Source organism: Ruegeria sp. BHSA163 (genome assembly GCF_059613365.1).
Map to the genome: position 1 here is coordinate 1 of NZ_JBXWSJ010000014.1, position 19,492 is coordinate 19,492.

General features: G+C 54.6%; 20 protein-coding genes. 10 read left to right on the plus strand and 10 right to left on the minus strand.

The window, feature by feature from the left end; translation table 11 throughout:
• The 4 genes from AC2FNV_RS08510 to AC2FNV_RS08525 all read right to left on the minus strand — a co-directional run.
• Positions 1-1,581, minus strand: a 1,581-nt coding sequence (locus tag AC2FNV_RS08510; protein ID WP_496772977.1) for a glycerophosphodiester phosphodiesterase family protein, incomplete at its 3' end; no start/stop codon positions are given.
• A 64-nt stretch (positions 1,582-1,645) separates the two neighbouring features.
• Entirely contained in the window at positions 1,646-2,098 is a 453-nt protein-coding gene (locus AC2FNV_RS08515) for a DUF6173 family protein (protein ID WP_170605935.1), read from the minus strand.
• Between the two features lie 5 nt (positions 2,099-2,103).
• Positions 2,104-3,150, minus strand: coding sequence for an MBL fold metallo-hydrolase (locus tag AC2FNV_RS08520; RefSeq protein WP_170605933.1), 1,047 nt, complete (start codon positions 3,148-3,150; stop codon positions 2,104-2,106).
• Positions 3,150-4,853 carry an acyl-CoA dehydrogenase gene (locus tag AC2FNV_RS08525; protein WP_170605931.1) on the minus strand — a complete coding sequence of 568 codons (1,704 nt, stop codon included), beginning with the start codon at positions 4,851-4,853 and terminating at the stop codon, positions 3,150-3,152. Before AC2FNV_RS08525 ends, AC2FNV_RS08520 begins: the two co-directional genes overlap by 1 nt.
• 122 nt (positions 4,854-4,975) lie before the next feature.
• Between AC2FNV_RS08525 and AC2FNV_RS08530 the strand changes: the two genes are divergently transcribed.
• Positions 4,976-5,923 (plus strand): L-threonylcarbamoyladenylate synthase, encoded by a 948-nt coding sequence (locus AC2FNV_RS08530; RefSeq protein WP_170605929.1) that lies wholly within the window; start codon positions 4,976-4,978, stop codon positions 5,921-5,923.
• Here AC2FNV_RS08530 and AC2FNV_RS08535 read toward each other — a convergent pair.
• Positions 5,920-6,474 carry a YqgE/AlgH family protein gene (locus tag AC2FNV_RS08535; RefSeq protein WP_170474819.1) on the minus strand — a complete coding sequence of 185 codons (555 nt, stop codon included), beginning with the start codon at positions 6,472-6,474 and terminating at the stop codon, positions 5,920-5,922. The two genes, AC2FNV_RS08530 and AC2FNV_RS08535, sit on opposite strands and share 4 nt — an antisense overlap.
• Positions 6,475-6,699: 225 nt before the next feature.
• Between AC2FNV_RS08535 and AC2FNV_RS08540 the strand changes: the two genes are divergently transcribed.
• Complete coding sequence (locus tag AC2FNV_RS08540) at positions 6,700-7,434, plus strand: protein-disulfide reductase DsbD domain-containing protein (RefSeq protein ID WP_496772981.1); 735 nt, start codon at positions 6,700-6,702, stop codon at positions 7,432-7,434.
• Positions 7,435-7,438: 4 nt separating this feature from the next.
• Complete coding sequence (locus AC2FNV_RS08545) at positions 7,439-7,858, plus strand: NUDIX hydrolase (RefSeq protein WP_170605925.1); 420 nt, start codon at positions 7,439-7,441, stop codon at positions 7,856-7,858.
• Here AC2FNV_RS08545 and AC2FNV_RS08550 read toward each other — a convergent pair.
• The 5 genes from AC2FNV_RS08550 to AC2FNV_RS08570 form a co-directional block, all read right to left on the minus strand.
• Positions 7,855-11,256 (minus strand): efflux RND transporter permease subunit, encoded by a 3,402-nt coding sequence (locus AC2FNV_RS08550; protein WP_170605923.1) that lies wholly within the window; start codon positions 11,254-11,256, stop codon positions 7,855-7,857. The two genes, AC2FNV_RS08545 and AC2FNV_RS08550, sit on opposite strands and share 4 nt — an antisense overlap.
• Positions 11,257-11,261: 5 nt before the next feature.
• A complete protein-coding gene (locus tag AC2FNV_RS08555) occupies positions 11,262-12,716 on the minus strand; it encodes an efflux RND transporter periplasmic adaptor subunit (RefSeq protein WP_170474810.1) in 1,455 nt (484 codons plus the stop codon).
• A 106-nt stretch (positions 12,717-12,822) separates the two neighbouring features.
• Positions 12,823-13,365: a molybdenum cofactor biosynthesis protein B gene (gene moaB / locus AC2FNV_RS08560; RefSeq protein ID WP_170474807.1), complete on the minus strand. Its 543-nt coding sequence runs from the start codon at positions 13,363-13,365 to the stop codon at positions 12,823-12,825.
• A gap of 262 nt (positions 13,366-13,627) precedes the next feature.
• Entirely contained in the window at positions 13,628-14,227 is a 600-nt protein-coding gene (locus AC2FNV_RS08565; RefSeq protein WP_170605921.1) for a metallophosphoesterase family protein, read from the minus strand.
• Positions 14,224-14,991 (minus strand): uracil-DNA glycosylase, encoded by a 768-nt coding sequence (locus AC2FNV_RS08570; RefSeq protein ID WP_170605919.1) that lies wholly within the window; start codon positions 14,989-14,991, stop codon positions 14,224-14,226. The genes AC2FNV_RS08565 and AC2FNV_RS08570 overlap by 4 nt, the downstream gene beginning before the upstream one ends.
• A 124-nt stretch (positions 14,992-15,115) precedes the next feature.
• On the opposite strand from AC2FNV_RS08570, the gene AC2FNV_RS08575 reads away from it, so the two are divergent.
• The 7 genes from AC2FNV_RS08575 (at position 15,116) to plsY (ending at position 19,456) form a co-directional block, all read left to right on the plus strand.
• Positions 15,116-15,310 (plus strand): hypothetical protein, encoded by a 195-nt coding sequence (locus AC2FNV_RS08575; protein WP_170605918.1) that lies wholly within the window; start codon positions 15,116-15,118, stop codon positions 15,308-15,310.
• Positions 15,311-15,349: 39 nt separating this feature from the next.
• Positions 15,350-15,595 carry a hypothetical protein gene (locus AC2FNV_RS08580; protein ID WP_170605916.1) on the plus strand — a complete coding sequence of 82 codons (246 nt, stop codon included), beginning with the start codon at positions 15,350-15,352 and terminating at the stop codon, positions 15,593-15,595.
• Positions 15,596-15,752: 157 nt separating this feature from the next.
• A complete protein-coding gene (locus AC2FNV_RS08585; protein WP_170605914.1) occupies positions 15,753-16,688 on the plus strand; it encodes an aspartate carbamoyltransferase catalytic subunit in 936 nt (311 codons plus the stop codon).
• Positions 16,685-17,203: a hypothetical protein gene (locus tag AC2FNV_RS08590; RefSeq protein WP_170610880.1), complete on the plus strand. Its 519-nt coding sequence runs from the start codon at positions 16,685-16,687 to the stop codon at positions 17,201-17,203. The genes AC2FNV_RS08585 and AC2FNV_RS08590 overlap by 4 nt, the downstream gene beginning before the upstream one ends.
• Positions 17,188-17,574 carry a hypothetical protein gene (locus tag AC2FNV_RS08595; RefSeq protein WP_170474790.1) on the plus strand — a complete coding sequence of 129 codons (387 nt, stop codon included), beginning with the start codon at positions 17,188-17,190 and terminating at the stop codon, positions 17,572-17,574. Before AC2FNV_RS08590 ends, AC2FNV_RS08595 begins: the two co-directional genes overlap by 16 nt.
• On the plus strand, positions 17,571-18,851 hold the full coding sequence (gene pyrC, locus AC2FNV_RS08600; protein ID WP_170605910.1) for a dihydroorotase: 1,281 nt from the start codon (positions 17,571-17,573) through the stop codon (positions 18,849-18,851). The genes AC2FNV_RS08595 and pyrC overlap by 4 nt, the downstream gene beginning before the upstream one ends.
• Entirely contained in the window at positions 18,851-19,456 is a 606-nt protein-coding gene (gene plsY / locus AC2FNV_RS08605) for a glycerol-3-phosphate 1-O-acyltransferase PlsY (RefSeq protein ID WP_496772987.1), read from the plus strand. The genes pyrC and plsY overlap by 1 nt, the downstream gene beginning before the upstream one ends.
• Positions 19,457-19,492: the final 36 nt, after the last annotated feature.

The window sequence follows — 19,492 nt, forward strand, 5'->3', positions numbered from 1 at the left end:
TGCCGCATTCACGGCAACAAAATCGCCATCCAACCCACTCAAGTCCCCCACAGCGGTTGCGGCCAGAACTCCAGCTCTCCAATCGGGGCGCAGCGCCTTCATTTTCTGGACTGCAGGGTACTTTAGAGACATTGTCGCTATATCTTCCTGCATTCCAAGCTCTTCAACAACATTCACCACGCGGTTTTCCAGATCGACATCGTGGCCATAATATTTAAGTTCGATGATGACCTTGGCCTTGCCCTTTGCTGCCGTGAGAACATCAATCAGGGTCGGAGTACGTTCCGACGCGTATTCCGGATCAAACCAGCTGCCGATGTCGATTTCTGATACATCTTCCATGGTGGTATCCCAGACCTTTAGGTCAACGCCTGCCAATTTCATAAAATCGCTATCATGAGCGACAATCACAACGCCGTCGGCAGTTTCCTGAACGTCGATCTCGACCCAATCCGCCCCATCTTCGATGGCCTTAACGACGGCAGCCATCGTATTTTCAGGGCGCAAGGCAGCGGCGCCGCGGTGGCCAATGACTTCGGCGTGATCCGGTGCCTGAATACGTTCTAACAGGGCCTGACCGGACCAAAGACCAATCAAGACTGCCGCGACAGCGATGGTAACGGTTACCAGAACTGGCCGGCGCATGCTACTGGATGCAGGGTACAACGGCGTTTCGAAATTCGGCTCGAAAAAATCATCCAATACAACCGCCAAAGCGCCCAGCGCTGTGGCTGCTAAAACTAGTCCAGCCAAAGACCAAAGGCCGGCAACGATCAAACTGAGGGTCAGTGCAAACCTGAGGTTGACCCCCTCTTGCAATGGGACGAGCGCAAACAAAAGGCCAGCAACAAAGGCAATCGCCGCGGCGATAACAAGTCGAATTGCCAGCCAGATGGCAAGTTCGATCTTCAAGCGACCCCGCTTGCCTTCCATCCGTCGCGCACTTTCCGAAAATGTGGCAGCGGAACCCGAATTCTCGAACAGCACCAAGTGCAGGCCCAGCGCCCAGGCCGACAACCTGCGGATCAAAACCCATGCCAGCGCAAGAACGATAAGCCCAATCAAAATCACAGCCACCCAGAATGCCGGAGGGTGGAATGTTAGATAGTAGTTGATATCATATTCGGTCAGCGTCCACCACGCGACCAACCCTGCTGCTGCGACGAAGGGCACGGCCAAAAAAAGGACACGTAAAATCAGGCGCACAGCGAATCCGAACAAAGCAGGCAAGCGTGAAAGGATGAGGGTGACCGCAGAACGTCCTGCACGCCATGGGTCTTCCTCGCCCATACGCAGGGACCCGGCCATCACCGCAAAAACGAAAACCTCGGCCAGCAGAAACAAGCTGAGCACGACAACGGCCGCAATAAATCCAGCTGGTGATAACAGGAACATTGCAATGTCTTGATCGGTCAACGCAGCTTGATCCGACAGCGAGACCGCCAAATTGACGGCCATGGCAATACCTGGCGCTATCAAAGCTACCAACAAAAGTCTTACGGCTACATAAACTGGGACAAAGACAAGTCTCCGCGCCCAGGAACCAGTGTAGGCATTTGTTACAGCGGAGAAATTGGTCAAGCTGCGCCCTCCTGAATGATCCATTCATTCAAGGCTGCGTGAACTGGAATTGCAAGTCAGACTGTCAGTTTTCTTCCAGATCAGCGGCCAACCGGAAACCGATGCGATTGGCTGGCTTGTCGTCAACAGATTTTGGTAACGCCCGCAGCATCACGTTTAGCTGGCTCACGTGCTGCACCAACTGACTTCGTGCGTTGCCGCCATCCGAGCCATAAAAGGTTATGATATCAGGGTCGAAGTAGCCCATGCCTTCGATTCTCATCACGCCTGTATCACCACCCGTGAAACCCATCGCCACCTCATGGTCACCGTCCAGCGTTTTTTCAAAGTTTTGGATGTAAAGGATCAAGCGTTCATAAGCCCATCTGGCAGGACTTTTGGTTTCGACCGGTTCCTGCAATGGCTTGGGAAGCTCTTTCGAACCAGAATCCACTTCGGAATTCGCGTGCACCTCGTAACATCTTGGCAACGCGGCAGATTCGGCTGCCTCCGCCGATGTTTCAATCTTGTCCTGCATTTCCATCAACCTTTGCGCAGATATTCCCAAGCCCCGTCCGCGCGACGCGTTCGGGTGACCGCATCAATGTGGTAAAGATGGTTCAAGTGTGCAACCGCTTCTACAAGGGCCAGCCCATATTCGCCGTCCTTGATCGGACGCTTGAACAAAGCCGGGAAACATTCTGCTGCTGCTTTTGGTTTGTCCAGATCAGAAAGCAAACGCTCTAGCGCGCCGTGATGATTTTCTATTAGCTGACGCATTCGAGTCGGAAGACCGACAAAAGGCAATTTATGCCCCCCCAGCACCAAATGATCGGGCCGGGCTAGAGTTTCCAACCGCTCGCACGCCTCTAGCCAATCCGAAACAGGGTCGGCCATGGGTTCGGTTGCGTATACGCCAAGGTTCGAACTGATCGAACTTAGGATTTGGTCGCCCGTAAGCACGAGGTTATCGTCGCGGCTCCAGAATGTTGCGTGTTCTGGGGCGTGCCCGTTGCCCATGTGAACATCCCAGTCCCGGCCACCCATATGAATGACATCGCCCTGTTTGATCCGGGTAAAGCCTAGTGGCATGGGATAGACAACATCTGCAAAATTGAAAGGCCTATCTGCCTTTCGTTTGGACAGAACTTCGGTGGCCATGCCGGCGCTGCGATAGAAATCCAGAGTCTCCTGTGGCCAACTTTCCTGCTCGTCTAAAGTCAGCATTCGTGCAAACAGCCACGAAGTGCGACTTGCCACCAGTTCCGCGTCGTGTTCGGTCTGGAACCATCCGGCATTTCCGACATGATCCGGATGGTGGTGCGTGACAACAACCCTATTTACTGGCCGACCGGACAATGGCCCCGCCATTAGTCTTTCCCAAATCAGGCGTGTCTTTTTCGAGGACATCCCTGTGTCAACCACTGTCCACCCATCGCCATCATCAAGAGCGTAGACATTCACATGATCCAACGCCATCGGCAGCGGAAGCCTTATCCATAGAACCCCTTCAGCTATCTGGGTCCACTCACCGGGTGCAGGTGGTTCGGTCCAAGGATAACGTATCGTGATGGGCACGTCCCCGTCCATCAGACTGCCAACTCTTCTGCGTTTAACGCATAGAGATCGCCAGCCCCATTTTGGGTTTGCGCCAAAAGTCCAACATGTTCCGGCAGCAATGCATTAATATAAAAACGCGCCAGCTTCGCCCGCGGCCCATCCGGATCGGCCAAGGCTGCGGACAGATGGTAATGCCCACCCAATACGCGGGCAAATGCTTGCAGATAGGGCACTGCGCCAGCAAATCGCTCGTTCATTTCAATTTGCGAAACCAACCATTCCGTTGTTTCCCGCAACGATTCAGTGGCTTCCCACACAGGACCCGCCAATTCAGGTAGAACCGCGCGTGCCCGTTCTGCCTGATCCTCAATCTCGTCCAGCAGGTTTGAAGCTGCCTCGCCACCATCCATCATTTTCCGCCCGACAAGGTCCATTGCCTGAATGCCGTTCGTCCCCTCATAAATCGCGGTCACTCGGACATCTCGATAGTATTGCGCTGCACCGGTTTCTTCGATGTAACCCATACCACCATGCACTTGCACCCCGGTTTCAGCTACTCGCATTCCGGTTTGCGTTCCGAATGCCTTGCAAATCGGCGTCAACAGAGCCGCACGCGCGGCCCATTCCTGGTCCCCAGTCGCCTGCGCCAGATCAATGGCCGCCGCGTTAGCCAACAGAATGGCGCGCGCGGCAAATACATCGGCTCGCATCTCCATTAGCATTCTGCGCACATCCGCGTGATCAATGATGGTACCGGACGGCGTTTTGCCTTGTCTGCGTTCCAGCGCATATCCCAGCGCGTGCTGATAAGCGCCTTCAGCCGCACCGACACCTTGCCCGCCGACACCCAGACGCGCATTGTTCATCATGGTGAACATCGCGGCCATGCCACCATGTTCCTTCCCCACAAGCCAACCCTTGGCCCCGTCATATTGCATCACGCATGTGGGTGAGCCGTGAAGGCCCATTTTATGCTCGAGCGAAACGACCTTCAGATCGTTTGCAACACCGGGGTTGCCGTTTCTATCGGGAATAAACTTTGGCACCAGAAACAGCGAAATTCCCTTGGTTCCCGGGACACCATCCGGCAACCGGGCAAGTACCAGATGGCAGACGTTCTCGCAAAAGTCATTATCGCCCCACGAGATGTAGATTTTCTGCCCGGTTACGGCATATGTGCCGTCGCCGTTGGGTTCGGCTTTAGAGGTCAGCGCTCCTACATCAGATCCAGCCTGTGGTTCAGTCAGGTTCATGGTGCCAGACCAGTCACCCGCCATCATCTTAGGCAAGTAAAGCTCTTTCAGCGCGTCACTGGCGTGGTTTTCCAATGCTTCGATCTGGCCTTGCGTCATCAATGGCGCCAATTGAAGTGAAAGACAGGCCGCGCTCATCATTTCGTTAACCGCTGTCGTGACCGTCATTGGCAAACCCATGCCACCGTATTCAGGGTCGCCGCTCATTCCGATCCAGCCGCCTTCTGCGATCGCTTTCCAGCCGTTTGCGTAACCGGGCGAGGTTCTAAGAACGCCGTTTTCCAGACGCGCCGGTTCGAGATCACCGGGGCGTTGCAGAGGAGCCATAACCTCTTCGCACATCTTGCCAGCCTCGGACAGGATCGCGCTGACCACATCGGCGCTGGCCTCCGAAAACGTCTCTGTGGCGGCGATCTGATCAAAATCGACCACTTTGTCTAACAGGAATTGATAATCGGAGATTGGGGCGCGATAAGGCATGGCTTCTCTCGGGTTTTACGCGTGGGCTTGGAATCCGCAAGCCGCATAATTATTCATCTGGGTTGGAACGATTACCTACCTGTCCCTATGTTGCAATCAACCAAAACGCGGCGTCACCACAAATGATCCCTTACCGCACAGAGTATTTGTCCGCCGATCCAGCAGGATTGGAACAGGCCGCAGATTACCTGCGGCAGGGTCTTTTGGTCGCGTTCCCGACTGAGACGGTTTATGGCCTGGGCGGCGACGCGCGGAACGGCGAAGCTGTGGCTGCAATATACGCGGCCAAAGGGCGACCCAGCTTCAATCCCCTTATCGCTCACGTTTCATCGGTCGAGGCAGCACAACGCTATGTTAAATGGTCGGATGAAGCCGAGCGTCTGGCGGAACAGTTCTGGCCCGGCCCCTTGACGCTTGTTCTTCCTTTAAAGGCAGGAGGCGGAGTGTCCTCACTGGTTACTGCAGGGTTAGACACGCTGGCCGTTCGCGTTCCAGCCCACCCCACAGCGCGTGCACTTTTGAAAACCTTGGATGCACCTGTCGCGGCCCCTTCAGCAAATCCTTCAGGCCGAATCAGCCCAACGACCGCCGCTCATGTTCTCGCCGGTTTAGATGGTCGCATAACCGCGGTCCTGGATGACGGCCCCTGCGGAGTGGGTTTGGAATCAACCATAATTGGGCTTGCCGGCACACCAACCTTACTGCGCCCGGGTGGAGTAGCCTTGGAAGGTATCGAATCGGCTCTGGGTAACCGGCTCCATCTGCGCGAGCCCGGTGAACCACTTACCGCTCCGGGACAATTACTGTCCCATTATGCCCCCGATGCTTCGGTTCGCCTGAATGCCGAGTCACAGCAAGGCGGCGAAGTGTTGCTCGGTTTCGGAGAGGTGGTCTGTGACATGAACCTGTCACCGGACGGCAACTTGAACGAAGCTGCCGCAAACTTGTTTGCCTGCCTGCACGAACTGGATAAGTCACGCCGCCCGATTGCAGTGTCTCCGATCCCGGAAATCGGTCTTGGCAAAGCAATAAATGACCGCCTGCGACGGGCAGCAGCCCCTCGAAGCTAAGCCCGGCCAGCGCTGGCTGATAAAGTTAGAGGGTCAACGCCCAAAGTCGCCAACGCAGCTTCCCATTTTTCATCATCGGGCAGGTCATAAACCAACTTTGGGCTGGCATCGGTCGTAAGCCACCCATTCATGGCAATCTCATCCTCAAGCTGATCCGGTCCCCATCCTGAATATCCCAATGCCACCATTGCATTCAGAGGCCCTGTCCCAGACGCTAAATCTTCAAGCACATCCAAGGTCGCAGTCATGCTAAAGTCAGAGCTGATTTGCATTGAGTGCAGGTTAGCCTCGTAGTCTGCGGAATGAAGCACGAATCCGCGTGACATCTCGACAGGCCCGCCAAAATGAACCAGCCGTTCGCCAACAACAGGTATGCGGCAAGGAATTTCGAGTTGCTGCAACAAAGTCTTGATGCGAAGATCCGACGGTTTGTTGATGATAAGCCCCATTGCTCCATCGTCGGCATGGCTGCAAATATAGACTACCGCATGCTCAAACCTTGGGTCGCCCATGCCAGGCATTGCAATCAGCAGTTTTCCGGTCAGGTCCATTTGAAGGCGTCTCGTTTCTCGGCTGCCTGTCAACAATGGCCCTGTATCGCAGGAAATGGCAAGTGATCTGAGGGGAATCAGACACATTTCACCCCACTGACCTGAACGTGACTTGGCAATCCTGCCAACAATGCGCATTTATAGATTATGATGAGTTTCTGGAAACCAACCGCAATAGCACTTACGGCAAACCTTTGCCTTGCAACGTCTGCCTTTGCGCAAGGCATGGATCAGTTGGTTCAATTGGAAATCTTGGATGGCGGCAGAACGCCCGAAGGGACATATCAGGGCGCACTTCGATTGAAACTCAAAGATGGTTGGAAAACATATTGGCGCGCTCCCGGCGACGCGGGAATTCCACCGCAGTTCGATTGGAGTCGTTCGCGCAATGTTGGCGATGTCGAGATAACCTGGCCTGCTCCGCTTGTTTTCGACCAAAATGGCCTGCAATCCATTGGCTATGAGAATCAATTGATCTTGCCTGTTGAAATCACACCGCAAAACCCGGCAAAGCCAGTTCGCTTGCGTGGCGAGATGGATTTGGGTGTGTGCAAAGATGTCTGTGTCCCGGGCCGTTTGGGTTTTGATCACACGCTGGACGCCCAGGCCGCTAGGAACCCTGCTATTGCCGCGGCATTGGCCCAACGCCCGTTTTCCGCGCGAGAAGCTGGCGTTGCCGCCGCATCCTGTCACTTGAAGCCGACTACCGATGGAATGCAAATCGAAGCCCATGTTACGATGCCTTCGGCTGGCGGTGCCGAATTCGCAGTGATCGAACCCGGAAACCCATTGCTTTGGGCTTCGCAAGCGGAAACAAAACGCGATGGCAACACTTTGATTGCCCGAACCGAGGTAACGAATGTCTCGGGCGGTCCGTTCGCATTGGATCGATCCGAAGTTAGAATCACTGTTTTGGGCGCAAGCCATGCGGTTGATATCATTGGGTGCGACGCAGGCTGACCAAATGAACCCCGTCCCTAAAATTGGTGCCCTGGCCGTGGTGCTACACCAGGATCAGGTTTTGTTGGTCCAGCGTAAAAAGCAGCCGGACCAAGGGTTGTGGGGGTTTCCGGGCGGCCACGTAGAATGGGGCGAAACTGTTCTCGAGGCAGCGGCGCGAGAGTTGCTGGAAGAAACCGGGGTTACTGCGCGGCCGGATAGCTATATCGACAATCTGGATTTATTAGGTCGCGACGCGGCTGGGCGAGTGCAATCGCACTATTTGCTGGTCGGCGTTATGTGTCGGTATTTGTCCGGAGCGCCAGTTGCCGCTGACGATGCTCGTGACGCACGCTGGTTTCCAATTCAGAAAATCCTTATTGGAGACCTGCAAATGAACGAACGGGTGCCAGAGTTGCTTGCGCAGGCCATGCGGCTGAATTAGGTGCCCGCGCGGCCTGATAAGCGCCCGTAAAGCATTCCTGAGATTGTCACACCCAAGATCAGGATAATTGCTGCACCTGCCGCGAAAATACCAAAGCCCAGTCGAAGAATGGTTAACCCTTCATCGCCTGGGTAAAACCCGGACAAAAAACCAATTGGCGTGCCGGTTAAGGCGGGCCAAACCATTGAAGCGACCAGCCACAGGAATAAAGCAGAGGCCGTTGCCGCGACTGCACCTCTCACAACTCTGTCCGGTGCCCTCATCGCGCGACGCATCGCGATCATAGGTCGCGAAACATCGTTCAGGATCGCCAAAAGCGCAGGTACGAGCAATAGGACCAAGAGCATCCCAAACCCTAGGCCGTAAACCAACGTGATTACCGTAGGCTTCAAGAACTGTGCTTGTTGAGAGCTTTCGTAAAGCAAAGGCGTAAGCCCCAGAACCGTTGTCAGGGTTGTCAACATCACTGGCCGCAAACGATCTGCGGTGCCCTCGACAATTGACGGTACAAGTCCACGCTCTTGCTGATAGCCATCGATTGTAGTCACCAAAACAATAGAGTCGTTGATGATAATTCCAGTCATGCCCAACAGTCCGACTACGGTGAACATACTGAGCGGCACGCCCCAAATGTAGTGGCCCCAGATTGCCCCTACCAACCCAAAAGGAATAATTGCCATGACAACCAATGGTCGCGTCCAGCTCGCAAATACCCATGCCAACACAAGGTAAATTCCGGTAAGACATAGGATCAGCCCGGTTCGCGCCTCGGAGAGAAATTCGTCTTCTTGTTCGCTTAAACCCGCCATGCGCCATTCCACCTGCCGTTCTGCGGCGATATTGGGCAGTATGTCTTCGCGCATCGCTCGCTCGATTTCGGCGGCCTTGGTTGGGTCGTCTTCGGATATGTCACCATTCACTGAAATCACGCGCAATCCGTTCTCGCGCCGAACAGTCGAAAACCCCGACTTGCGTTCTACCGAAACGATATCAGCAAGCGGCACATAGACTCCATCTGGTGTTCGCATGAGGGTTCGTTCCAGGAAATCCGCAGTCAGCTCTCCTTCGGGCAATTCGACCCTTATCTCGGCACTGCGTGGTCCATCAGGGAATGTGGCAGCCTCAATTCCATTCAAACGATCCCGCAACACTCGGCCTAGCGTTTCTATTCGGAAACCAAGCGCTTGCCCCTGTGCGGTCAGATCCAGAATGAATTCTTCTTTGTCGTAAGCCAGATTATCTTCAAGCGCTGACACCTCAGTGTATTTCGATAATTCGGTCTGCAAGTCCTCGGATGCCGCCTTCAATGTGTTCACATCGGATCCATAAAACTGAACGTCTATCGCATCACCACCGGGTCCTGACCGCCACCCCCGGAAACTAAGCAATTCGACTTTCGGGTGGCGCGGAACAAAGTCTTGCAGCTCGCCGACGAACTCAAAGCTGGAATATGGGCGCAGGTCGGCATCTATCAGCTCGATAGAGATGCCGCCAAGCAAGTCGTCATCTTTACCGTCCGCTGCAGCCAGTCCGAATCCGGCAGAACCACCAACCTCGGCCAGAACATAATCAATAGGGTTGCGGCCGTGTCGTTCTTGGTAAACCTCACCCAGCTCAACAGTTGCACGTTGAACCATGCGCATCATTTCCATGGTGTCCGCGCGAGTGGCACCTTCAACCATTATGAAATTGCCGGTGACCGAGCCTCGTTCCGGTGCATTAAAGAACCGCCATTTCACATCGCCTTGGATAAACAAAGCAATCTGACTGGCCAAGATCACCACCATCAAAGCTACAACGACGTATCGTGCCCAGACCACCCATGCGACTAGTGGGCGAAACAAATTATCCCGTACCCAGCGAAACCCTCGATTTACCACCCGGTTAGGCAAGTCATACCAATGTTCCTTGGCCGAATGCGCGATGGCATGAGCCATGTGGTTCGGCAGAATCAGGAAACACTCGATCAGCGAGGCTGCCAACACAGCGATGACGGTGAATGGGATGTCGCGGATCAGTTCGCCGAACCGACCTCCCACGAGCGTAAGACCAAAAAAAGCAATGACGGTCGTAATTGTAGCTGCGAATACTGGCATCGCCATCCGTCGCGCCGCTCGTTCGGCGGCGACAACAGGTGCCTCACCCAAACGACGGGCACGAAAATCGGCATGTTCCCCCACGACAATGGCATCATCCACTACGATGCCCAATGTGATGATCAGGCCAAACAGCGACACCATATTGATAGAAAGTCCACCGAGGTACATCAGTGCAATCGCAGCAGACATAGCCACGGGAATTCCGGCGGCGACCCAAAACGCAATTCGAGCGTTCAGAAACAAGAACAACAGGCAGACAACCAGCCCAAGGCCAACAAGCCCATTATCGACAAGGATATCCAGACGGTCTGTGATTGCCTGAGCACGGGTTCTGATCAGTTCGATGGTGATACCTTCGGGCAGGCTTGCCTGCATATCCAGAACCACATCCTCAACTGTATGCTGGATTTCAATCGCATCACCCAGGTTCGAACGATCCACCCGCACAGACATGGCCGGGTCGTCGCCAACAAAGTAGCTGCGATTCCGGGTAACACCTTCAACCCTGATCTGCGCCACATCGCCAACAATCAGCTTGGACCCATCCGCAAAACTACGCAGCGTGATGCCTTCGATTTCTTCCGGAGTGCGTTTTTCCGCACCGGTGCGAATACGTGCATTAGCACCTGTCACATCACCAGCCGGACTTGCGGTGACCTCAGCTGCAATAGCAGATGCGATCTCAGACATGGTGATGTCGTTAGCGATCAATTGCGCGGTCGGTACTTCGACCACCACGCGCGGAGCAGCCAAACCACGAATTGTGGTACGAGTAACGCCAACTGCAAACAAACGGCTGATCAGTTCATCTGTAAACTTGGCCAATTGTTCTGCTTCGATGGGCCCGGTTATGACCACGTCGGTGACCCGATCGCGCCACGCGCCGCGTTGAATCGTAGGCTCTTCGGAATCTTCGGGAAGGTTATTCACACTGTCGACGGCTGTTCTGACTTCTTCGACAGCGCGCGACATGTCCCAGTTCGGCTCAAACTCCAGCCGTATTCGTGCTGATCCTTCTCGTGAAGTTGACTCTGTACTCGCCACACCTTCGACCGCAAGCAAGGCAGGTTCCAGCAATTGTACGATGCCATTGTCTACATCCTCGGGTCCGGCCCCGTCCCATGCAACGTTTACATCGACACGTTCGAGGATCACGTCCGGAAAAAACTGCGCGCGCATATTTGGAACGGCAGCAGCTCCCAACACCAGCATGACCAGCAACAATAGGTTCGCAACCGTACGATGACGCGTGAAATAGCTGAGGATGCCCCCCGCCGCTCCCGGTATTTCGCGCATCATCTTGGTCAGCCTCCGGCCCGGGTCTCAAGCCGGCGAACCAAAGAAGCCGGCACGCTTGCCTCACGAAGCTGACCCAATACCCGATCTTTGACTGCCTGCGGCATGTGACTGCTTGCTTCGACCTGTGCCACAAATCGCGCGCGCTGTTCGTCAGTCAGTTCGACCATGTCCGGTTCGACATCAGCACTGGCTTCAACACGCAAAGGTCGCACACGAACGCCAGAACCCAAAAGCGGAGTTCGACCAATCACAACTTCGCGGCCTGCCAGTCCTTCGCCCCGCAGTAAAACCTCATCGCCCTGTCGTCTCACCAGTTGAACGGGCAAAGGCTCTAGCCGGTCGTCTTTTCCAAGAACCAGTACATTACCAGTGGCGTCCAGAACCGACGATGGCAAACGAACCACATTTTCCAAGGGTTGCTCTTCGACAGTTACAGTTACGAAATCCCCGGGTTTAAACCCCTGCGCACCGTCAAGGCGAGCAAAGACCAAACGTCCTGTCTGTCCCTCTCCTGCCGACCCGCTGTCGCGACTGATCAGACCGGTTGCAGTCAGGTCAGTTCCGGTAACTTCCAGCGATACGGTGACAGGTGCCTGAATCAAAGCGCCGGTATCATCCAGCAGTCTCACATATTGTGCTGTGGATACACGGAACGCGACCTCGAGCGCGTTTGGGTCAACCAGTTCAGCCAGTTTTTCGTTCGCTGAAACAAGTCGCCCTTCTACCAGCGTCACTCCAGTCAGAGTTCCCGCGAAACTGGCATGGATTGTCATGTCTTCCAGATCGCGCTCTGCTCCATCCAAGGCAATTCGGGCGCGCGAAAGCAATGTTGTGGCCTGATCAACCCGCGACTCAGCCTGCGCCAGGGCAATCCGACTGGAAAGAACAGCCTGCTGTGCTGAAGTTGCCGCCAATTCAGCCTCTTCCACGCTGGCTGCCGCTCCGACTCCTCGTGTTTGCAAGTCGCGCTGACGTTGAAGCGCACGTTCCCGCAATTCGGCTTGCGCTTCGGCAGATCGCAATTCATCTTGCGCCAACAGAAGCGAACGTTCCGCGTCACGTTCTTCGAATTGCGCATCAAGCAAGTCGGACTTGGCGCTGTCCAATGCAGATTGAGCATCTGCAGGATCAAGCTCGACCAACAGTTCGCCTGAAGTGACCGTCCCCCCATCTTCAAAATCCTCGGCCAATGCGACCACACGACCAGCGAGAGCCGCGCGCAACTCAAGCCGCCGACGGCTCTGTACCTGACCGAATGCTTCTAAATAAGGAACCACAGTTTCCGGCTGAGCTGTTCTGACACTGACAGCAAATATACGCTCTCGGGCCGCGGGTGCCTGCGTATCGCGGGTGAGGACATCTTGAATTGCCCCGGAAATCATATGACCAGCTACGAACAACAGGCCCAGCGTCATAAACGCAAGGAAAACACCGACAAGGCTTTGCCTTAGAAATCGCATTGATGTCTCAGCTCCGTTTGCGACTGTAGCCCTACGAAAAAGGTAGCTGAGCAATGAAAATTGCCAAGCCACAACACAGTTACTTAGTGTTTAACGCACGAACATCCTACTTCCGTCTCAGATGTTCGTCCAATCTGGGCAATATTTCCACGAAATTGCAGGGGCGGTGACGATAATCGAACTGTTTTTCAAGGATGGCATCCCATGCGTCCTTGCAGGCACCAGGACTGCCGGGAAGAGCAAACAGATATGTCCCAGCTGCTACGCCTCCAGTGGCACGTGATTGAACGGCCGAGGTGCCAATCTTCTGCATTGAAACGATTGTGAAAACTGTTCCAAACGCATCGATCTCTTTTTCATAAACATCTCGGTGCGCTTCAACCGAAACATCTCGACCTGTTAGCCCGGTGCCGCCAGTCGAAATTACCACGTCAATCTCGGGATCGGCCACCCATAGACGCAATCGGGCAGCTATTTCGGAGCGCTCATCCTGAACGATTTGTCGGTCGGCTAGAATGTGTCCGGCCTTTACAATGCGATCGACCAAGGTCTGACCTGATCGGTCATCCGCCAAGGACCTTGTGTCGGAAACCGTAAGAACAGCAATCCGGACAGGGATGAACTCTTTGTTTTCGTCAATATTCGTCATGCAGTTCAGGCCCTTTCCATAGTAGAAAACCGAACCATCGGTGGCAAAGACAGGCCATCGTTGATCCAGACTAAAACTCCCGAAGCAGTGGCCTTCGAGTCCAAAACCCGAAGCTCACCGCCCGCAAACCAACAGACCAGTCCATTCTTCGCGGAACATTCTTGGGCCTTGTTCAAGTCAAATAGAAGGAAATGCGGCAGAAGTGAGCACTTGGTAGGGTAAACAAACTTTGACAAAAACGCAGGCAAAGTGTCAGGTCCGGTCATAAGCTAACCTCAAACCAATTCGGGCGAGGCCCTAAATTGGCCACTTGTGTTCGTCCGATCGCACCACGAAAACCCCAGCTGTCGTGTATGTGGCCACAGAAAACAAAGTCTGGCTGAACCCGTTCAATTGCATCTCGTATCGCGGTGGACCCGACTGAAATACCCTGCGATGTAACATCGCCACAACCTTTGGGTGGAGAATGCACAATCAATAAGTCTGCTGTTTCGCAACGATTTAACAACTCTAACGCTTCGGCTTCAGTCATGTCGCAAGACCAATCACCAAATGGCGTAACCGGTACGCCATAGCCCAAACCGAACACGCGAAGCCCATCAATCGTCATTCCAGAGCCATGTAGCACATGGACACCTTCTGGCACGGCATCAGTCAGTTCTTCGGCGCTTTCAGCATTGCCTGGCACAAGGACCAGCGGAACGGATATGCCCGACAGCATCTTCATCGCCTCATCCAAACCACTTCGTGCATTACAATAGTCGCCAGCTCCGATTACCAGATCGGCTTCCGCACTTGCTGCAACTAGGTCGGCAGCACGATTGCGGGCAAGATGCAGATCGGAAAACGCTAAAACCCTCATTTGTCAGTTCTCAGCCATGACTTCAGCTCCAGCAGGTCTGCCCACGCCTGTTTCTTCATTTGTGGTTGACGCAGCAAATAGGCCGGATGGAACATAGGCAGGACCGGCAGGTCAAATGCCTGATTCCATTGTCCCCGTAACCGGGTAATCCCTCTTTTGCCCAGAACGGCCTGACAGCTGATATTGCCCATCACAACCAAGACCTTCGGTTTGGCTAACGCAACGTGCCTTTCCAGAAATGGTCCCATCATGCCTATCTCTTCAGGTTTGGGGTCACGATTTTGCGGCGGCCGCCAAGGTAGAACGTTAGTAATATACACGTTCTTCGTCCGATTCAGATCTATGGCAGCCAGCATCCGGTCCAATAATTGCCCGGCGCGGCCTACAAAAGGCTTACCCTCGCGATCTTCGCCACGACCCGGAGCTTCACCGATAATCATAACCGGTGAGCACGGGGTTCCGTCTGCAAAAACAAGTTGACGCGCACCGCGTTTCAGTTCGCACAGATCAAACGCCTCCATCGCAGCCCGTAAATCTGAAAGCGTCCCAGCGGAGGTTGCAGCCTGCTGAGCAACTAAAGCTGCGTCTAACGATTCAGACTTCACAGGTGTGGCAGGTTTCGCGGTAGGTTTTTTAGACTTTGGTCCAGTATCCGGAAGCGCATAACGATCCACTGGCGCGTCACCAATCGCCTCGGTTACGCCGAGTTCGATCTGCCATTCCAGCAGAGCCCGCGCGGTGTGAATGTCCAAGCCCGATTCCATGGAACTAATTTACCCTCCTTTGGGCTGAGGGAAAGCGAATAGAACTTGATATACGAACGGTACGCACAGACGATGCACGCATCCATGTTGTTGACCTTGCGATTCCTTCTGATCGGACTGATCCTTGCCTCGTTGGCAAGCGGCCCGGCCTCGGCCACATTTCACGACAGACCTGGCCAATGCAGAGGCGGCCAAATCAAATGCGGCGCTCGCTGCTGCTCAGCCGGGCAAAGATGCAGCTTTGACGGCCACTGTATACAACCCGGCGGGAATTATTGTGGCGGCGGACGATCCTGTGGCCCATTTGAACGCTGCGTAGCAGGCGGAACCCGCTGTGCGCCAATAGGAGCTAATAAATGTGTCTCGCGACTTGATTGTCCGGGCGGAAGCTTCTGCAACGCTCGTGGCGAATGTGAACGCACATCGCCCGAATTCGACCCCACTCCGCCGACCAGGTGCGATGATGGGCTTACATGTGCGCCGGGCTCAGCTTGCTTGCCCGGTGGGGGATGTTCGCGCCCGGGCTGGTTCCTGTGCGAGGAAACCGGATCGCAATGCAGGCCGGGTTTCAAGTGTTCGCAACACCAAGGATGTGTTCCAATGAAAGCAATCGATTGTGGATATGGCAAATGGTGCAAGCCCGGCGAGCAATGTTTGCCCGAAGGTGGTTGCACTAAACTACCTGAAGGCACCGAACCTTAGGTTGCCAGGTGCCTTGCAGCTTCATATAAGCGGCCCGATTGTCAGACAGGAGCCAGCCCATGAGTTTCGCCCATCGTCACCTACTTGGCATCGAACATCTGTCGCAATCCGATATTACCGCTATTCTAGATCTGGCCGAAAAATACGTGGACCTGAACCGTCGCTCAGCCAAGCACTCTGATGTACTTTCAGGTCTTACCCAGATCAACATGTTCTTTGAAAACTCAACCCGAACCCAAGCCAGTTTTGAACTGGCTGGTAAGCGGTTGGGCGCAGACGTCATGAATATGGCGATGCAGGCAAGTTCGATCAAAAAAGGCGAAACGCTGATCGACACGGCGATGACCTTAAACGCAATGCACCCAGATTTGCTGGTTGTAAGGCATCCCCATTCCGGCGCGGTCGACTTGCTGGCGCAAAAGGTAAATTGCGCAGTTCTGAACGCAGGTGATGGTCGGCACGAACACCCTACTCAGGCGTTGCTTGACGCATTGACCATTCGCCGCGCCAAAGGGCGGTTGCACAGGTTGAACATCGCTATCTGCGGTGATGTCGCCCACAGCCGCGTGGCACGGTCAAACCTGATTTTACTTGGCAAAATGGAGAACCGCATCAGGCTGATTGGCCCTCCTACTTTAGTGCCCGCACAATTCGCCGAATTCGGTGCGGAAATCTACGACGACATGAACGAAGGCCTAAGGGAAGTTGATGTTGTGATGATGTTGCGCCTGCAACGAGAGAGGATGGATGGTGGGTTTATCCCTTCGGAACGGGAATACTATCACCGCTATGGTCTTGATGCTGCCAAGCTGGCACTGGCCAAACCCAAAGCCATAGTTATGCACCCAGGGCCGATGAACCGAGGTGTCGAGATTGACGGAACGCTGGCAGACGACATCAATAGGTCTGTTATCCAGGAACAAGTCGAAATGGGCGTCGCAGTTCGTATGGCCGCGATGGAACTTCTGGCCCGCAACCTTACCGAGGCCGCATGAACGATCTGAACATAGCACCCTACGAACGCGGCGTACTGCGCCTGTTTCACTTGGACATGCGTCCCGAAGAAGCGAAGTTTCTGCGAGAACCAGGCGCGGTCGACCAGGTTCTTGGCGTGACAGGGCTTGACGCAGAACAGATCGACATATTCCCGGTCTCAGATCTCGAGGATTTGGGCCTATATGGCTATTTGCACGACGGCTGCGGTATTTCAGACGACCAACTGAACCGAGAAAAGCTGGATGCCATTAAAGGTTGGGTTTTGGTCGTGCGGAGCGCCGCCTTTCGCGGTCGTGAGGCAACGCTGACGCTCGATCCAAGGGTTCGTTTGGTTGACCTGTTTACCGAGGCGGTCACAAACTGGTCCGGCGGGAAAATCGAAACTGAGAGCGCCTTGCCATTCTCTGGGCATCAGATTTTGGAACAAGACACTAATCCGCGCAGAATTGGGTCAGCCATTTTAGCTGTGGCATTTGTAACTGTCATAGGAGGCTTACTTTGGATGATCCTGTAACTTTCGCACCGAGCAAGGCGGCCTATATTCGTACCAACGCGTGGCTTGCGGCCGGGGCCATGGCTGGCGCAATGATTGTGTTGTGGGTGATTGGTAATCCCTACGTCTGGACAGGCGCTCCCGCGGGCCTTGCCGCAGTCACTGTTCGCGCCTGGTATCTGGCCTCGGAGGAATTGGCCACCAGTTGGCAGATGACGGATACTGCCCTTACAGGTCCTGGCCCCCGCAAAGTCCCGCTAATCCAGATTGCAGCGGTCAACAAGATGGGCAGCTTTGTTCAGATCGTTACCAATGGTGGTGAAAAACACCTGATCAAGTACCAATCTGACCCCGCAGCAACGAAAGCCGCGATCGAAAGGGCAATGGCATGAGCACCATAACCTTCACAAATGCCCGCTTGATTGATCCGGAAAGCAGTGAGGACTTTATCGGATGGCTGCAAATCGCTGAAGGTCACATCGCCGCGAGGGGAGAGGGAACTCCACCTGTTTCCGACGAACAAACAATTGACTGTGGCGGTCAGTGCCTCGGGCCTGGTATCGTCGATATTGGCGTCAAAGTGTGCGAACCGGGCGAGCGACACAAGGAAAGCTATAAGTCCGCTGGGCTCGCAGCAGCTGCAGGCGGTGTGACTACCATAGTCACGCGCCCTGACACTTCTCCAGCTATCGATACACCCGAAAGTCTGGAATTTGTCACTCGCCGTGCGCAGGCCGATACTCCTGTCAACGTGCTTCCCATGGCTGCCCTAACCAAGGGTCGGGAAGGGCGCGAGATGACCGAAATCGGATTTCTGCAAGATGCTGGCGCCGTCGCGTTCACGGATTGCGATCATGTCGTCGTCAACACCAAGGTCTTCTCGCGTGCGCTGACCTACGCGAAATCCTGCGGAGCATTAGTGATTGCTCACCCACAAGAACCCGGTCTGAGCGGCGGTGCAGCAGCGACCAGCGGAAAGTTTGCCGCGCTGCGCGGTCTGCCGGCCGTGTCCCCAATGGCCGAGCGAATGGGGCTGGACCGAGACATCGCTTTGTTGGAAATGACCGGGGCCGCGTATCATGCCGATCAGATCACCACAGCGCGCGCCCTACCCGCTCTGGAACGAGCAAAGCGAAACGGGTTGGACATAACGGCAGGAACGTCAATTCATCATCTAACGTTGAATGAGATTGACGTGGCCGACTACCGTACGTTCTTTAAGGTAAAGCCACCACTGCGTTCGGAGGATGACCGTTTAGCAGTTATAGAAGCCGTTCGGACTGGTTTAATAGACACTATCAGTTCAATGCACACGCCTCAGGACGAAGAAAGCAAACGTCTTCCATTTGAAGAGGCCGCGTCGGGCGCGGTCGCGCTTGAAACTCTATTGCCCGCAGCGTTGAGGCTGTATCACGCGGAGCAATTGGACCTGCCATCTTTGTTCAGGGCCATGGCCCTGAATCCTGCCAAACGACTGGGGCTTAATAGTGGTCGATTGGCAATAGGTGCTCCGGCCGATCTGGTGTTATTTGATCCCGACGTTCCTTTTGTTCTGGACCGCTTCACTCTCAAATCAAAATCTCAGAATACTCCATTTGACGGGCAAAGATTGCAGGGTAAGGTCACCGCAACTTACGTCGCTGGCGAACAAGTCTACCGGAGAACCTGATGCCGATCTTTGATAGTACAACAACTCAGCTCATTCTTTGGGCTGCGCTGGGGTATCTTATGGGTTCTATACCGTTTGGTATGATCATTGCCCGTGCGATGGGTCTAGGGAACTTGCGCAATATCGGTTCAGGAAACATCGGTGCAACCAACGTTTTACGAACCGGAAACATGGCCGCAGCCGCGTTAACCCTTCTTATGGACGCGGCGAAGGGTGCGGCGGCGGTTCTTTTGGCTCGTTCCTTGGCTGGAGAGGATGCGGCGCAAGCTGCCGCACTTGCGGTTTTTCTGGGTCATTGTTTTCCGGCCTGGCTTGGGTTCAAGGGCGGAAAAGGCGTGGCAACCTTTCTAGGGCTATGGCTGGCACTAGACTGGCGCGTCGGGGTTTGTTGCTGCCTGACTTGGCTTGTCGCAGCAGCAATATGGAGAATTTCGTCTTTGGGCGCACTTGTTGCGGCGGCTTTGTCGACCACGTGGGTAGTGATACTGACAGACGGCTCCACCTTCATACTGGGCGTTATTCTGACCCTGTTAGTATATTGGCGGCACAGTGCCAATCTGGCTCGTATTCGCGCTGGAACCGAGCCTAAAATCGGAAAGTCCTGACTGCGCTGGGTCTTTAAAAAATCTGTGCTTTCTCTG

What these genes read in the sequence shown, in the direction of transcription:
- AC2FNV_RS08515 (WP_170605935.1), bottom strand. Translation starts at nt 2,098, where the DNA reads ATGCAGGACAAGATTGAAACATCGGCGGAGGCAGCCGAATCTGCCGCG.
- AC2FNV_RS08520 (WP_170605933.1), bottom strand. Translation starts at nt 3,150, where the DNA reads ATGGACGGGGACGTGCCCATCACGATACGTTATCCTTGGACCGAACCA.
- AC2FNV_RS08525 (WP_170605931.1), bottom strand. Translation starts at nt 4,853, where the DNA reads ATGCCTTATCGCGCCCCAATCTCCGATTATCAATTCCTGTTAGACAAA.
- AC2FNV_RS08530 (WP_170605929.1), top strand. Translation starts at nt 4,976, where the DNA reads ATGATCCCTTACCGCACAGAGTATTTGTCCGCCGATCCAGCAGGATTG.
- AC2FNV_RS08535 (WP_170474819.1), bottom strand. Translation starts at nt 6,474, where the DNA reads ATGGACCTGACCGGAAAACTGCTGATTGCAATGCCTGGCATGGGCGAC.
- AC2FNV_RS08540 (WP_496772981.1), top strand. Translation starts at nt 6,700, where the DNA reads ATGGATCAGTTGGTTCAATTGGAAATCTTGGATGGCGGCAGAACGCCC.
- AC2FNV_RS08545 (WP_170605925.1), top strand. Translation starts at nt 7,439, where the DNA reads ATGAACCCCGTCCCTAAAATTGGTGCCCTGGCCGTGGTGCTACACCAG.
- AC2FNV_RS08550 (WP_170605923.1), bottom strand. Translation starts at nt 11,256, where the DNA reads ATGATGCGCGAAATACCGGGAGCGGCGGGGGGCATCCTCAGCTATTTC.
- AC2FNV_RS08555 (WP_170474810.1), bottom strand. Translation starts at nt 12,716, where the DNA reads ATGCGATTTCTAAGGCAAAGCCTTGTCGGTGTTTTCCTTGCGTTTATG.
- moaB (WP_170474807.1), bottom strand. Translation starts at nt 13,365, where the DNA reads ATGACGAATATTGACGAAAACAAAGAGTTCATCCCTGTCCGGATTGCT.
- AC2FNV_RS08565 (WP_170605921.1), bottom strand. Translation starts at nt 14,227, where the DNA reads ATGAGGGTTTTAGCGTTTTCCGATCTGCATCTTGCCCGCAATCGTGCT.
- AC2FNV_RS08570 (WP_170605919.1), bottom strand. Translation starts at nt 14,991, where the DNA reads ATGGAATCGGGCTTGGACATTCACACCGCGCGGGCTCTGCTGGAATGG.
- AC2FNV_RS08585 (WP_170605914.1), top strand. Translation starts at nt 15,753, where the DNA reads ATGAGTTTCGCCCATCGTCACCTACTTGGCATCGAACATCTGTCGCAA.
- AC2FNV_RS08590 (WP_170610880.1), top strand. Translation starts at nt 16,685, where the DNA reads ATGAACGATCTGAACATAGCACCCTACGAACGCGGCGTACTGCGCCTG.
- pyrC (WP_170605910.1), top strand. Translation starts at nt 17,571, where the DNA reads ATGAGCACCATAACCTTCACAAATGCCCGCTTGATTGATCCGGAAAGC.
- plsY (WP_496772987.1), top strand. Translation starts at nt 18,851, where the DNA reads ATGCCGATCTTTGATAGTACAACAACTCAGCTCATTCTTTGGGCTGCG.